Annotated in this window: 13 protein-coding genes; 4 read left to right on the top strand and 9 right to left on the bottom strand. The window is 69.3% G+C overall.

The features are described from left to right. Positions 1 to 2 precede the first annotated feature (2 nt). The 7 genes from ACFOY2_RS12420 to ACFOY2_RS12390 form a co-directional block, all read right to left on the bottom strand. Complete coding sequence (locus ACFOY2_RS12420) at positions 3 to 926, bottom strand: hypothetical protein (protein ID WP_379528119.1); 924 nt, start codon at positions 924 to 926, stop codon at positions 3 to 5. A gap of 149 nt (positions 927 to 1,075) precedes the next feature. Next, on the bottom strand, positions 1,076 to 1,450 hold the full coding sequence (locus ACFOY2_RS12415; RefSeq protein ID WP_379528118.1) for a VOC family protein: 375 nt from the start codon (positions 1,448 to 1,450) through the stop codon (positions 1,076 to 1,078). A gap of 172 nt (positions 1,451 to 1,622) precedes the next feature. Continuing rightward, the gene (locus ACFOY2_RS12410) at positions 1,623 to 3,101 is read right to left on the bottom strand and encodes a hypothetical protein (protein WP_379528117.1); all 1,479 of its coding nucleotides are present in this window, start codon (positions 3,099 to 3,101) and stop codon (positions 1,623 to 1,625) included. A gap of 194 nt (positions 3,102 to 3,295) precedes the next feature. Further along, positions 3,296 to 5,446, bottom strand: coding sequence for an accessory Sec system translocase SecA2 (secA2, locus tag ACFOY2_RS12405; RefSeq protein WP_379528116.1), 2,151 nt, complete (start codon positions 5,444 to 5,446; stop codon positions 3,296 to 3,298). 188 nt (positions 5,447 to 5,634) lie between these two features. Continuing rightward, positions 5,635 to 6,495 carry a DMT family transporter gene (locus ACFOY2_RS12400; RefSeq protein WP_379528115.1) on the bottom strand — a complete coding sequence of 287 codons (861 nt, stop codon included), beginning with the start codon at positions 6,493 to 6,495 and terminating at the stop codon, positions 5,635 to 5,637. A gap of 207 nt (positions 6,496 to 6,702) precedes the next feature. Further along, on the bottom strand, positions 6,703 to 7,518 hold the full coding sequence (locus ACFOY2_RS12395; protein WP_379528114.1) for an SAM-dependent methyltransferase: 816 nt from the start codon (positions 7,516 to 7,518) through the stop codon (positions 6,703 to 6,705). 244 nt (positions 7,519 to 7,762) lie between these two features. Further along, a complete protein-coding gene (locus ACFOY2_RS12390; RefSeq protein ID WP_379528113.1) occupies positions 7,763 to 8,359 on the bottom strand; it encodes a nucleotidyltransferase in 597 nt (198 codons plus the stop codon). Between the two features lie 169 nt (positions 8,360 to 8,528). Between ACFOY2_RS12390 and ACFOY2_RS12385 the strand changes: the two genes are divergently transcribed. Together ACFOY2_RS12385 and ACFOY2_RS12380 are read left to right on the top strand one after the other, a co-directional pair. Further along, positions 8,529 to 8,678, top strand: coding sequence for a GPGG-motif small membrane protein (locus ACFOY2_RS12385; RefSeq protein ID WP_379528112.1), 150 nt, complete (start codon positions 8,529 to 8,531; stop codon positions 8,676 to 8,678). A 135-nt stretch (positions 8,679 to 8,813) separates the two neighbouring features. Further along, entirely contained in the window at positions 8,814 to 10,595 is a 1,782-nt protein-coding gene (locus tag ACFOY2_RS12380) for a SpoIIE family protein phosphatase (RefSeq protein WP_379528111.1), read from the top strand. Here the strand turns inward: ACFOY2_RS12380 and ACFOY2_RS12375 are convergent. Then, on the bottom strand, positions 10,592 to 11,335 hold the full coding sequence (locus tag ACFOY2_RS12375) for a metallophosphoesterase family protein (RefSeq protein ID WP_379528110.1): 744 nt from the start codon (positions 11,333 to 11,335) through the stop codon (positions 10,592 to 10,594). The two genes, ACFOY2_RS12380 and ACFOY2_RS12375, sit on opposite strands and share 4 nt — an antisense overlap. Continuing rightward, positions 11,319 to 11,567 (bottom strand): BON domain-containing protein, encoded by a 249-nt coding sequence (locus ACFOY2_RS12370; RefSeq protein ID WP_357808444.1) that lies wholly within the window; start codon positions 11,565 to 11,567, stop codon positions 11,319 to 11,321. The genes ACFOY2_RS12375 and ACFOY2_RS12370 overlap by 17 nt, the downstream gene beginning before the upstream one ends. A gap of 141 nt (positions 11,568 to 11,708) precedes the next feature. On the opposite strand from ACFOY2_RS12370, the gene ACFOY2_RS12365 reads away from it, so the two are divergent. Both ACFOY2_RS12365 and ACFOY2_RS12360 read left to right on the top strand, forming a co-directional pair. Continuing rightward, positions 11,709 to 11,966 (top strand): hypothetical protein, encoded by a 258-nt coding sequence (locus tag ACFOY2_RS12365; RefSeq protein ID WP_379528109.1) that lies wholly within the window; start codon positions 11,709 to 11,711, stop codon positions 11,964 to 11,966. A gap of 7 nt (positions 11,967 to 11,973) precedes the next feature. Then, positions 11,974 to 12,981: an SDR family oxidoreductase gene (locus ACFOY2_RS12360; RefSeq protein WP_379528108.1), complete on the top strand. Its 1,008-nt coding sequence runs from the start codon at positions 11,974 to 11,976 to the stop codon at positions 12,979 to 12,981. The last annotated feature ends 310 nt before the right edge of the window (positions 12,982 to 13,291 follow it).

Below are 13,291 nucleotides of genomic sequence, written 5' to 3'. Positions count from 1 at the left end.
GTCTAGCGTGCGGTGACGTCCTCCGAGACGACGCCGGGGGTCAACGCCGCGGTGGCGTCCTCCTGCCTCGTTTCCGCTTCCTCGGGCTCGGGGGCCGGGGCGGGGCGGGAGTGGTCGGGGCTCAGGCGGCCGAGGGTGATGGTGCCGCCGATGGTCAGGGCGCTGGCCAGCAGCGCGGGGATGGCGGTGGACGGGCTGGTCGGCAGAGGTTCGCCGAGCAGGATCGCCCCCGCCAGGACCGAGGTGATGGGGTCGATGACCTGTACGCCGGCGTAGGCGATGCCGAAGAAGCCCACGGCGTACGAGCGTTGGAGCAGCACCACCGCGCAGATCAGCAGCACCGGCACGGCGAGGGTGAACCAGTGCACGAGCCTGCCCCAGTCGCCCTGCATGCCGCCGCCCACCACGCGTACGAACGTGGAGACGGTCGCCGTGACGACGCCCGCCCCCACCGACAGCAGCAACGCCTTGTTGGCGCCCTGGACGCGGCTCGCCATCACCTGCGAGACCAGGACGATCACGCCGATCACGGCCACGAACCCGAGCGCCGCCCCGTTGCCCAGCCTCGGCGTCACGTTGTGCTGGGGCACCAGCAGCATGAGCCAGAGCAGGCCGACCGCCACCGCGATCGAACCGAAGATCTCGGCCCGGTACGGCTTGCGCCCGTACATGAACGCGGCCAGCGGCACCGCGAACACCAGCGTGGCGACGCTGATCGGCTGGACGGCGACGAGCGGGGCGAAGCTCAGCGCGACGGCGTGGAGGCTGGCACCGGTGAAGCCGATGATGCCGCCTATCAACCAGCGCGGGCGTCTGACCAGCTTGAGCGAGGCGCCCTCGGCGACGGCCTCGTACTGCTGCAGGGCCGCGCCGATCGCGTATCCAAGCGCTCCCGCCAGCGCGATGATCATCCCGACCCAGGTCATCGTCGCCCGCGCAGGGGCATGGATCCTTCCAAGAGCATTGCTCTAGCTTATGAGGCGAGCGAAGCGCCCGAATCATACTTTGGATGGATCGTTCGCAAACAACTATGCGTGATCCGCATGAACCTGCGGTGCATCTTTGGGGTCGCGGGTCAGGACTTTTCCGGACAGACGCAGAACAGGTGGCCCTCCGGGTCCTGAAGGACGATCCAGCCGACCTTCCCGTCTGTGACCCCAGGCTGGAACTCCGGCTTGGTCGCCCCGAGTTTGACGTACTCCTCCGCCGCCCGCTCCACGTCCGGCACCCGGAAGTCCAGGTGGAACTGCTTGCCGGGGCTGGGCCACCGCACCGGCTCACGGTCGGGGACACGGCCGAAGTAGATGTTCGTCGTCCCGTCCCCTACGGCCGCGTACTCGTCCTCCGAGTACTGGATGTCCAGCCCTGTGACCTCGTGGTAGAACGCGGCCAGCTTCTTCGGTTCCGCGCAGTCGATGGTGAACGCTATGAGCTTCGCTTTCGTCGTCATGCGGACCAGGGTTCCAGGCGTACCTGTCACCTCCTGTCAGGTACGTTCCTCAGGTGCTGAGAAGGTCGTGGAGGCGCCAGCCCTCCTTGTCACCGGCCAGGCGGAGGGCGAGGTCGGCACGGCTGGCCAGATCGAGCGGCAGGACGTCGAGAGTGGCGTGGCCATGGGCGAGTCAGTCGAGTGCCGCCCCGACCAGAGGACCGGCGGTACGGACAGTCGCGGCCAGAGCGACGGAACGCGTGGACCCGCCGTGGAGGATGATGTTCCGCTGCCGGTAGAGGCGGCGCAATCCGGCTCGGAGATAGCGGTTGACCCGGCCGAGGGGCTCGGCCGGGTTGGAGACGAGCTCCTGAGTACGCTCGAACGCCGCGACAGTGGCAGGGACCGCCGAAGGGGTCTCGGGACGCGTACGCAGCCAATCGGCCATGCGCCGGGCCCGTTCCCTGTTGTTGGCACCGATGCGGGACAGGTCGTACGCGAGACGGGAGTTGGCGGCGAGGATCTCCTTGTCATGGCTCAAGGCGGTCAGCTCGGCGCGCGGCCACCCGGCGGTCACCAGCGCGGCGGCACGATCGGCCGAGACAGCACGGCCCTCGTCGCGGTCGGCGTCGTCGGTGTCGCAGAACAGCAGGGCTTCGAGCGCGGCCCACGCCCCCGCCACGGCCTTGCTCGGCGAACTCTCGGTGAGCGCGGAGGCGAGTTCGAGCGCGTCATCGATGCGCGACCCGGGGGTGCCGATCTCCGGCAGTTCGTACAGCGCGTCCACCCGTTCCAGGGCGAGCACGTTGACGGCGGGATCGCCCCGGCGGAAGTCCAGCGGCTCGGCGATTCCGCTCATGAACACCTTGGGATAGACGTCGAACGGGGTCCGGCGACGGCGGTATCGGACACGGTTGCGGATGCGGTCGAGCCTTTCGGTGATCTCGTGAACGGCCGAGATCGGGTCCCTGGCGTGTACGCGGAACAGCAGGCCACCGCTCGCCCTGACCGCCGCGATGCTCGGGAACCCATCCAGCCGCCTCTTCACCTCGTCCTTGGCGAGCCAGAGCGATGATTTCACCGCGGACTGCGACGCCGGGATCTTGTCCTGGATGACGACCATGCCCTCGTAGTCACGCTCCCCACGGGATTCCAGGGCCATGAAGAGCTCGACCAGGTCCACGGCGGTGGCCGAAGCGTCGAGCCGGATTCGCAGTTCGCGACGAAGGAAGTCTTGGTGGAAGCCACCGTCAAGCATGTGCGAGGCGAGACAGCGGGCGGAACGTTCCACGTCGACATGGCCGTCCGCGATGAGGTCCCGCCAACGCCGGAGGTATCCGTCGCAGACCAGATCTGCGAGCAGGACGAGCGTGCGCTGGCCCCGGGTGCCCGACTTGACGGGGGTCTTGCAGGTCAGATGGATCTGCCTGCGGATCTGCCCGTCCCCGATCGCGCTGTCCGTGGCCAGCCTGGGCAGGAGCGAGTTCCGTACGCACCAGGACATCGCCTTCTGCGACAGCACGTGACGATCCACCCAGTCGGCGGCTTCGACGGCTTCGCGCATGGCCAGGACCGTTCCAAGATCCCAGAGTCGCCGATGCCACGGCTGCCAGGACTCAACCAGCTCGCACACGCGGGCCTTGATCAGGGCATCTACGTCCGAGCGGGCCATCTCGCCTCCGAAGAGTCACATTCCCCGGACGTACTGTTACGGATAACGATTGCGATCAGCGGCCGGGGGAGTTATGGTGAACATGTCTAGGGCAGGGGAGCCGCTCGAAAGAGCCGCTCCCCATCGCCTATTCTGGGGTCAAACTTTACGCACAGTGACCCCGTAGGTCTCCGGAATCGCTCAAACGACCGAGGTCAGCGCCGCCTTACGGCTGATGTGACCCGCTTGAGAATGCGGTCCCACTCCGTCCCGAACGGGTTGTCCTGGACCAGATATGTCCACGTGGCCGTGGGCCGCTTGAGGTCGGGTTCCGGCGCCTCGAACGACTCCAGCGAGCGCCGCTCCACCTCCGCCAGCAGCGCCTTGTACTCGGCCACCGCCTCCCGATGGAACTCGTCGATCGGGCTCATACGGCCCAGCGCCCGCAGGTGGATGCCCTCGCGCAGGTCGGTCAGGAACGCCAGGTGCTCGGTCCAGCAGCGGTCGATGGCGTGCAGGACGATCTGGCGGGCCGTCTCGTCCCTGGTGTCCTCGGGCATGGCCGCCCAGCGGTCGGGGTCGGCCGAGGACAGGGCTTTGGAGGCGGCGTCGCCGTGCAGGACCTTGTCGCGCCACTCCAGGATGAGCTCGCGCTGGCGCTCCAGCAGGCGGGTGTAGCGCCAGGTGTTGCGGTGGATCTCCACGTTGACGCCCTCGGCGACGCGTTGGGCGTGGCCGACCAGGTATACGCCGCGCCGGTGGCGTACGAGGCCGTCGGCGTCGGCGGCCGGCGGTCGCTCGTCGGGGACGAACTGGCTGATGAGGTCGTCCTGCGTGCTGATGAAGAAGACCGAGGCGCCGGGGTCGCCCTGGCGGCCCGCCCGGCCACGGAGCTGGTCGTCGAGGCGGCTGCTGGCGTGGCGGCCCGAGCCGATCACGTACAGGCCGCCGAGCTCGGCGACGCCCTCGCCGAGGCGGATGTCGGTGCCGCGACCGGCCATCTGGGTGGAGACCGTGATGGCGTCGCGCTCGCCGGCCTTGGCGATGATCGCGGCCTCTTCCGCGTCGTTCTTGGCGTTGAGGACGACCGGCGCCAGCCCCCGGCGCTGCAGCAGCTTGGCGAGGTTCTCGGACTCGGCCACGTCGAGCGTGCCGATGAGGATGGGCCTGCCGGTGGCGTGGGCCGCCTGGATCTCCTCGACCAGGGCGGCGTCCTTGTCGGGGACCGTCGGGTAGATGCGGTCGGGCTCGTCCTGCCTGACACACGGCCGGTTGGGCGGGATGACGGCGACCTTGAGCCCGTAGAACTCACCGAGTTGCTCGTTGACCGCCACGGCCGTGCCGGTCATGCCGCAGATCTGCGGGTAGCGGCTGATGAGGCCCTGGACGGTGATCGAGTCGAGGATCTCGCCCTTCTCGCTGGGCGGCAGCGCCTCCTTGGCCTCCACGGCCGCCTGCAGGCCGTCGGGCCAGCGCTGGAGCAGCGCGACCCGGCCGCGCGAGGGGTTGATGAGCTGGACCTTGCCGTCGCGCACGATGTAGTCGACGTCGCGGGCGAGCAGCGCGTGGGCGTGCAGGGCCAGGTTGAGCTCGATGAGCGCGCCCGGCTCGTGCTCGTCGTAGAGTTCGACGCCGAGGAGGTTCTCGACGCTGTCGGCGCCCTTGGGGGTGAGGTAGACGTTGCGCGCCTGCTCGTCGATCTCGTAGTGGTAGCCGCGTACGAGCTGCCTGACCAGCGCCGCCATCTCGGGCACGGCGCTGCCGGGGTCGGCGGCGCCGGCCATCACGAGCGGCACGCGGGCCTCGTCGACGAGCACGGAGTCGGCCTCGTCGATCAGGGCGACCTCGGGGGCGGGCACGATGATCTCGCCAGGGTCGGTGCGGAGGCGGTCGCGCAGCACGTCGAAGCCGATCTCGCTGACCGGTCCGTACGTCACGTCCTTCGCGTACGCCGCACGCCGCTCGTCGGGGGTCGAGTTCTGGCCGATCCAGCCCACGGTGACGCCCAGGGCCTCGTAGAAGGGGCCCATCCACTCCGCGTCGCGCCTGGCCAGGTAGTCGTTGACCGAGATCACGTGGACGCGTTTGCCCTGCAACGCGTAGCCGGCCGCCGCCATGGCGCCCGACAGCGTCTTGCCCTCGCCCGTCGCCATCTCGGCGACCTTCCCCGCGAGGAGGGCCAGAGTGCCGAGCAACTGCACGTCGTACGCCCGCAGCCCGAGGGTCCTGTCGGCGGCCTCGCGCGCGATGGCACAGAACTCGGCCAGATCGTTCATGTCGGGCTTGGGCAGCTCGTCGAGCTTGGCGACCCGATCGGCCTGGCTGTCGGCCGACTTGACGATCTTCAAGTAGGGGGTCAGGGGCACCCCACCTGGACGATCCAGGAGGTTCCTGAGAATTCCCGTTAGTGAGGCCACAGTTCCTCCAACGCGCGCTTCGCCGACACCGTTCCCTCACGCGAGGGGTGGGAGCGGAGCGACGATACGGCAAGCGTCGCCGTACCGGACCTTAACTCATCCTGACGCCCGAACCGTCACACCCGCTCACGCCCGAGTCAGCCCGCTTCGGACCCAAGAGCGAGGACCGCGACGGCGGCGAGCAGCAGGACGCACCCTGACCAGGCCAGAGGTGTGAGCTGCTCGCCGAACAGCACCACGCCCAGCATGGCCGCGCCCACGGCCTCGCCGAGCGAGATGATCGAGACCGTGGTGGCGCGCAACGCCGTCAGGGCGCGGAAGAACAGCCCGTAGGCCAGCGCGGTCGGCACCGCCCCCAGGTAGAGCAGCAGCGCGACAGACACCGCACTGACCTCGGGCACCACCCCCTCCACCAGCGCGAACGGCACCAGGCATGCCGCGCCGACGAGGAGGCCGCCGACGGCCGTGCCCTGCGAGTCGTCCTTGTGCACGCGTGAGAACAATGTCACCCCTGCGTACCCCGCGGCCGAGGCCAGGGCGGCGGCGATCCCGGCGATGGAGTACGTACGCGACTGCAGTGCCGTCTCCCCCGTGAGCAGGACGAGCCCGATCAGGGCGGCGGCCAGCGCGGCGCGCGCGACCCGGCCGAGGGGCTCGCGCAGGAGGAAGCGGCTGCCGAGGGCGGTGAAGACGGGGGTGGCGCCCATCGTCACGACGGTGGCGACGGCCACGCCAGAGTGGGCGATGGCGGCGAAGTAGGCGGTCTGGTAGACGGCCATGCCGGCCCCCACCACCAGGACGCGCCGGTTGAGCCGGACGGGGGAAGGGCGCAGGGCCAGGAGGAAGGCGGCGCCGAGGAGGTAGCGCCACAGGGAGACGCCGACGGGGCCGAGGCCGCCGGTCTCGAACAGCAGTGAACCGGCGGCGCCGCCGGTGCCCCAGGCGGTCGCGGCCACGCAGACGTAGAGGGTGCCCCGGCGGGCGGAGACATGGGTCATGACAGGAGTTCTCCGGATGGAGTGATCGGAATGGGCCCGGTGTGCGGGCAGCGACCACCCCCGGATCGGTCAGACCCGGATATTTCTGGAAACGCCGCCCGCTAGAGGGCCGGCGGAGGAGAACAGATCAGACGTCTCGGCACGGGCCACACCCTAGCCCTACGAGCCATCGCGGATCATCCGAATATCACGAGTGCGCGGTACGCCTCAGGGTTTGCGGGCCACCCCGCCCAGCAGCAGTTCCTCCCAGGACGCGAGCGGCCCCGGGATGCGCTCGTCGGGGCGCCATTCGGGGAAGTGCACCACCCCAGGATCCACCGGCACCAGGCCGTCGAAGTAGGCGGCGATCGACTCCCGGTCGCGGAAGTAGCCGGTGCCCATGGTGGCGTGGAGCATGGCCTCCAGCGCCTGGGCCTTGGGGTTGACGGCGGCGAGCATGTTGGAGGCGGCCAGGTGGCTGCCCGGCGGCAGCGCGGACATGTAGCGCTTGACCAGCCCGTGCGGGTCCTCGTCGTCGGAGAACAGGTGCAGCACCCCGATGGCCAGGATCGCCGTGGGCTGCGACAGGTCGATGACGCGGGTCAGAGACGGGTGCCCGAGCACGGAGGCCGCGTCGCGGACGTCGGCGGTGACGGCGGCGGCGTACGGGTTGCCGCTCAGCAGGGCGTTCGCGTGCGGCTCCACCATGGGGTCGATGTCGACGTACACGACCCGGCACGTGGGGTCGGCGAACTGGGCGACCTCATGGGTGTTCTCCACGGTGGGCAGCCCGGCGCCGAGATCGATGATCTGGCGGATGCCCGCCTCGCGAACGAGGAAGTCGACGACCCGGCCGATGAAGGCGCGGTTGCACCAGACGAGGTTCACCACCTCGGGGACGGCGTCCTTCAGGCGGCGGGCCACCGAGCGGTCGGAGGCGAAGTTCTCCTGGCCGCCGAGCAGCGCGTCGTGCACGCGGGCCACGCTGGGCCGTTCCGGGTCGACCCCGGGCGGCACCCACTCGTGTCCGGGGTCCACACTCATCCTTTGTTCCCCATCCTGTCGGTGACGCGGATGGTAGCCGGAGGTCCTCACGCCCTGCCATGACCGCAGGCAGTCAGGCAGAGCCTGCCCGATTTGTCAGTCTTTCTAGGTATACGAGTGCTTTGCCCGACGTTTACCTACAGTTGCCCGGGTAGCGGAGGGATGCCCGAGAAGACGGAAGAAGAGAGGAAGGAGCGCCCGATCGCGGCCCTTCGGCTGCGCGGGCCCTCAAGCGGCGGGGTCGTCAGGGCCACTTGGGGTCGCCGGAGGGTTCGACGGGGCCGTTCAGCACGTTCAGCCGCTCCAGAAGTGTGATGAACGTGGCCGCGTACGGCGAGCTCTCCATCACCGCCGCCACCCGAGGCCAGTCGACCTGCTCCCGCAGCGCCCGCACCGGGGCCAGCAGCGCCCCGTAGTCGCAGGCGTGCTCCGACAGCGGCAGCAGCCACGAGATGACCAGGTCGGTCGCCTCCAGCACGGGGACGATCACCGCCGAGGTGTTCAACGGCTCGGCCCGGTCCAGCAGCGCGTCGGTGATCGGCAGGTCGGAGACCCGGAAGATCAGGTCCACCAGCCGCCCTTCGTCGTACGCCTTGACCAGCCAATCCTCCGGGGGTTTGGCCGTACGGAAGCCCAGCGCGCGCAGCGCCTCCAGCGCGGCGGGCACATCATGCTCGGTGAGCACGAAGTCCACGTCGTGCAGCGAGGGCGCCGCGCCTCTGGCGTAGGCCGCGCAGCCGCCCGCCAGCGCGAACTTCACCCCGGCATCCTTCAACCCCGAGCTGGCTCGCTTCAGGGTGTCGAGGATGGCGTCGGTGACCGCGTGGCCGTGGCTGCTCATGTGGTCGGGCTACCCAAACGATCGTCAACTAGGCGTTGGATCGGAGCATGGACATGACCTTAAATTCCTGGGCGTTTTCGAGTACGTCAGGAAATAGCAGAAAATTTCCCTGTTCGTCGTAGCGGAAAAAACATGTTAAAGGGTGTCCCCCACGGGCAGAGGGAGCGTCATGGCTACTTTGCTCTGGATCATCGCGGTAATACTCGTCGTTTCCGGGATCTACGTGATCCTGGCCCGTCGCGACCTCCTGTGGGGGATCGTGCTCATCGTCCTCGGGTTCCTGGTCGGACCGGGCGGGATCAGCATCTTCAATGTCTAGGGGGCGGCACGGCCCCGATCCCCATACATCCTGCCGCCGGGCCGAACCCCGAGAACGGTCCGGCGGCCCCGATAGTTTTGCCGAAATATCGGCGCCACCGCACCTCTTTTCCGCCCGCGGGGGCATGAGAGGCGTGTGAGCACTTTTCCGCCGTTCAGCCGCTATGAGACGAGCGCGGCCTCGGCGAGAGTCCGCGATCAGCTCACGCGGCTGCGGCACCACATGCGTACCGAGGCCATTCTCGACGAGGCGACGGCCCGGCTGGCCACCGAGATGAACATCCGTCCCGCCGAGGCCGCCGAGCAACTCGCCAGGATGGCGCAGCACAGCGGCCTCGAACTGATCGAGATCGCCCGGGGCATCGAACGGCCGCCCGAGCAGGAGCGGCCATCCCTCGACGTGCCCGATTGGGTGCAGGGCATGCTGGAGGCCGTCCACGCCTCCGCCCTCTACCTCACCCCAGTCAAGGACTCGATGGGCCGCGTCGTGGACTTCCTGATCCTCGCGGCCAACGAGCACGCCAGGACCGTGTCCGGGCGTACGGCCTCCGAGCTGAGGGGACGGCGGCTCATGGCGGCCAGCCCCGGCGTGGCCAGCTCGGGGCTGCTCGACGACTACATCACCGTGTACGAGAGCGGCGAGGCCGTGCACCGGGAGCCGCTGGAGTTCGTCGAGGTCATGGACTACCTGCTCTGGCCGGCCACGCTGAGCGTGCGCGCGGCCCGCGTGAACGACGGGCTGCTGGTGAGCTGGCGCACGCTCGACGACGAGGAGCTGCTCGTCTCCGGCTGGGAACGCGCCCAGCGCCTGGCCGAGCTGGGCTGGGGCGAGTGGAACCTGGCCACCGGCCGCACGCTGTGGACGCCCCAGATGTATGAGATGTTCGGCCGCGACCGCGCCGAAGGGCCGATGTCCCTGGAGGAGCTGCCCTGCGTGGTGATGCCGGAGGACCTGCCCGTGGTCGAGGAGCAGATGCGCTCGCTGCTGGAGTACAGGGAAGCGGTCGAGACCGAGTTCAGGATCCAGCACCGGCACGGGGTGCGGCACCTCGGCGTGTTCAGCGAGCCGATCCTGGACGCCGACGGGCTGCCGGTCAAGGTGCGCTGCCTGGTCCAGGACGTGACCAAGAACCGGCGCAGGGAACGCGCCCTGGCCGTGGCGCACGAGCTGGCCCACCGGCAGCGCAAACGGGCCGAGGAGGAGCATCGCGTCACCGTCCAGCTCCAGAACACGATCATGCCGATCCGCCGCGGGCTCATCCAGCTGCCCGGCCTGACGGTCGGCGTGCGCTACCTGCCGGGCGAGGAGCTCACCAGGCTCGGCGGCGACTGGTTCAAGGCCAGGCTCATCCCCGACGGCCGGGTCCTGCTCGCCATCGGCGACGCGATGGGCCACGGGCTGACCGCGGCCAGCATCATGCTCCAGATGCGTTCTGGGCTGGCCGGGCTGGCCTACACCGGCGCACCCGCGGGACAGCTCACGACGTGGCTGAACGACCTCATCGTGCACTCCAACGAGGGCGTCACCGTCACGGGCACCGCGATCGTCGGCCACTTCGACCCCGAGGAGCGCACCTTCGCCTGGACGAACGCCGGTCACCCCGCGCCCGTGCTCGTCAGGCAGGGCCGGGCCGAACTGCTGGAGTCGACGCCCGGCATGATGCTGGGGGCCTTCGACGCCACCGAGTACGGAATGAACACCACCCGGCTCGAACCCGGCGACTCCCTCGTCCTCTACACCGACGGCATCGTCGACCGGCGCGGGCAGGACCTGGGCGTCGGGATGGAGGCGCTGGTCCAGGCCGCGCGCCAGTGCGTCGACGACGATCCGGAGGAGCTGATCGACTGCCTGCTCAAGCGGCTGAGCGGCCACAAGGCGGAGGACGACGTGTGCCTGCTGGCCGTTCGGGTGCTCTAGCAGGCTCCGTTGCCGTCGTTCAGGCAGTAGACGCCGTACGCCCTGCCCAGCACCGGCAGCGCCACGTTGCGGACCCTGATGCCGCCGGGCGTCATGCCCTTCTCCTGGCCCTTGTGGGCGTGCCCGTGCAGGATCAGGTCGGCCCCCGCCGTGTCGACCGCCTCAGCCAGCAGGTAACTGCCCAAAAACGGGTAGATCTCCGGGGGTTCGCCCTCCAAGGTCTCCTTGATCGGGGAATAGTGCGACAACACCACGCGCTCGTCGGCGACGATCTCCTTCAACGCGACCTTCCACGCCTCGGCGATGTACCGGGTGTGGGAGACGAAGTTCTTGATCTCGCGTTCGCCGAACTCGCTGGCGCACTTGCCCGCGAACCCGCCGCCGAACCCCTTCCCGCCGACCACGCCCAGCTTCTTGTCACCGCACTGCACCACGACGCCGTCGTCGTCGAGCACGATGACCCCGGCGTCGCGCAGTTCGCCGGCGATCTCGTACTGCAGATCAGAGTGATAGTCGTGGTTGCCGAGCACGGCCACGACCGGGATCGGCAGGCCGCGCAGCTCGTCGGCCACCACGCGCCCCTCCTCCAGCGTGCCGTGCCTGGTGAGGTCGCCCGTCAGCATGAAGACGTCGGCGCGGTCCTCGATTCCCTCGAGTTTGCGCCGGTACTGGCCCCCCATGTCCTCGCCCAGGTGGATGTCGCCCACGGCCGCGATGCGCAGGTCAGTCAAGATGCTCATCCTCCCCCGGCACGTTGGCCTCCACGACGTTGATCTCGTTGTGCACGTGGAGCTCGGGCGCGACCTCGTGCGCCACCTGGCCGAGCCGTTCGCGCTGCCCGGCCCCGGTCACCTGGCCGCGCAGGAACAACTGATCGCCTCGGATGTCGACGCGGATGCCGAGCTCGTTGGTGCGTGCGTCCTCGGCCAGCGCCTGCTGGACGCGGGCCGCGACGTACTGCGGAGCTTCCATCGCTCGCCTCCTTCTTCTGTCGCCGCATGCCCGGGTAAGGACAGCTCAAACAGCTTGGATAAGTTCGATGACCCCCCGTTCGGCCGTGCTGACGACCGGCCCCGGACGTTAGGCGACAAACGGGACGGGCAGGTGTCCGGCATGCAAGACAACGGAAAGTGGCACGAGGAAAGGGACGCCAGGGGCCACGCCATGGTCCCCGCCACACCGCGCGACGTCGTGCACATCAGGGTGGGATCGTTCCTGCTGGTGGCGTTCTTCGCGTTCACGGTGCTGGGGCTCATCACCGGAGCGCCCGTGATGACGGCGATCGCCCTCGTCCTGGCCATCGTCACAGTGATCGACATCGTGCTGGCCGTACGGCGCCAGGAGCGGCGGAGCAACGGAGAGGCGGGCTGATCCGCGTATGACGCCACTCCGAGGGCGGGTCGTGGTGGTGACGGGAGCCAGCGGCGGGGTCGGGCGTGCGGTCGTGCGCGAGCTGGGCTCGCGCGGGGCCAGGGTGGCGCTGATCGCCCGGGGGACGACCGGGCTGGGGGCGGCGGCCGTGGACGTGGGGGTGGAAGGGGGCAGCGCGCAGGTCTTCGAGGCCGATGTGGCGGATTACGATCAGGTCAGGCGGGCGGGGGAACGGATCGAGGCGGAGATGGGCCCGATCTCGGTTTGGATTAACACCGCCTTTTCCTCAGTTTTCGCCAAATTTACTGACATTTCCCCAGACGAGTATGTTCGTACCACTGAGGTCACGTACCTCGGGTACGTCTGGGGCACCAAGGTCGCCCTGGACCTCATGGGGCCGCGCAACGCCGGCGCCATCGTCCAGGCCGGATCGGCGCTCTCCCAGCGTGGCATCCCGCTGCAGTCCGCGTACTGCGGCGCCAAACACGCCATCAAGGGCTTCACGGAGTCCGTACGCACGGAGCTGCTGGCGGACGGGAGCGGCATCCACATCACGCTGGTGCAACTGCCCGCGCTCAACACCCCGCAGTTCGACTGGGTCCTGTCCAAACTCCGCCGCCATCCGCAGCCCGTCCCCCCGATCTACCAGCCGGAGGTGGCGGCCAGGGCGATCGTGTACGCGGCCGAGCACCCCGAACGCAAGGAGTACTGGGTCGGAGCCAGCACGGCCGCCACCCTGCTCGCCCAGCGCGTGGCTCCTGCCCTGGTGGACCGGTACGTCGCCAGAACCGGAATCCGGTCACAGCAGACCGACGAACGGCCGCCCACCGGGATCTCCAACCTCTGGAGACCCGCCGACGAAGCCCGCGACTACGGGGCGCACGGGGCGTTCAACCATCGCTCGCACGCGCACAGCCCCCAGGTCTGGCTCTCCCAGCACCGCGGCCCCCTCCTGCTGGCGCTGGCCGGCGCCGCTGCCGCCGCCCTCGCCACCCTCCGCCGCCCCAAACGCTGACCCGCTTCCAACCCCCGCCACAGCGCTCCCTGCCCAAGCCACCCGCCCTGCCCCCACATTCCCCGGCCCGGCCATGACCTTCCTGGCCTTGCCGCCACACGCCCCGGTCCTGCGCCGACCCCATTGCGCCGCACACCGCCACACCACACCCCGCCGACCCGGCGCCCGAACGCTGCGCGACAGCGGCCCGCAACGTCGCCCGGAGCCGTACGCCTGGTGAGTGTCGCACGACGCGTCCCGTGTGTTCGGTGGGCGGCACGGCGTCCATGGCGTGGTGGCGTGGCCGTTCCCAGGTGGCCCGGGAGGAGGG

The organism is Nonomuraea purpurea, assembly GCF_042650645.1.
GTDB lineage: Bacteria > Actinomycetota > Actinomycetes > Streptosporangiales > Streptosporangiaceae > Nonomuraea > Nonomuraea purpurea.
Note: the sequence above shows the minus strand (reverse complement) of the source record. Positions and strands in the feature narration are given on the sequence as shown.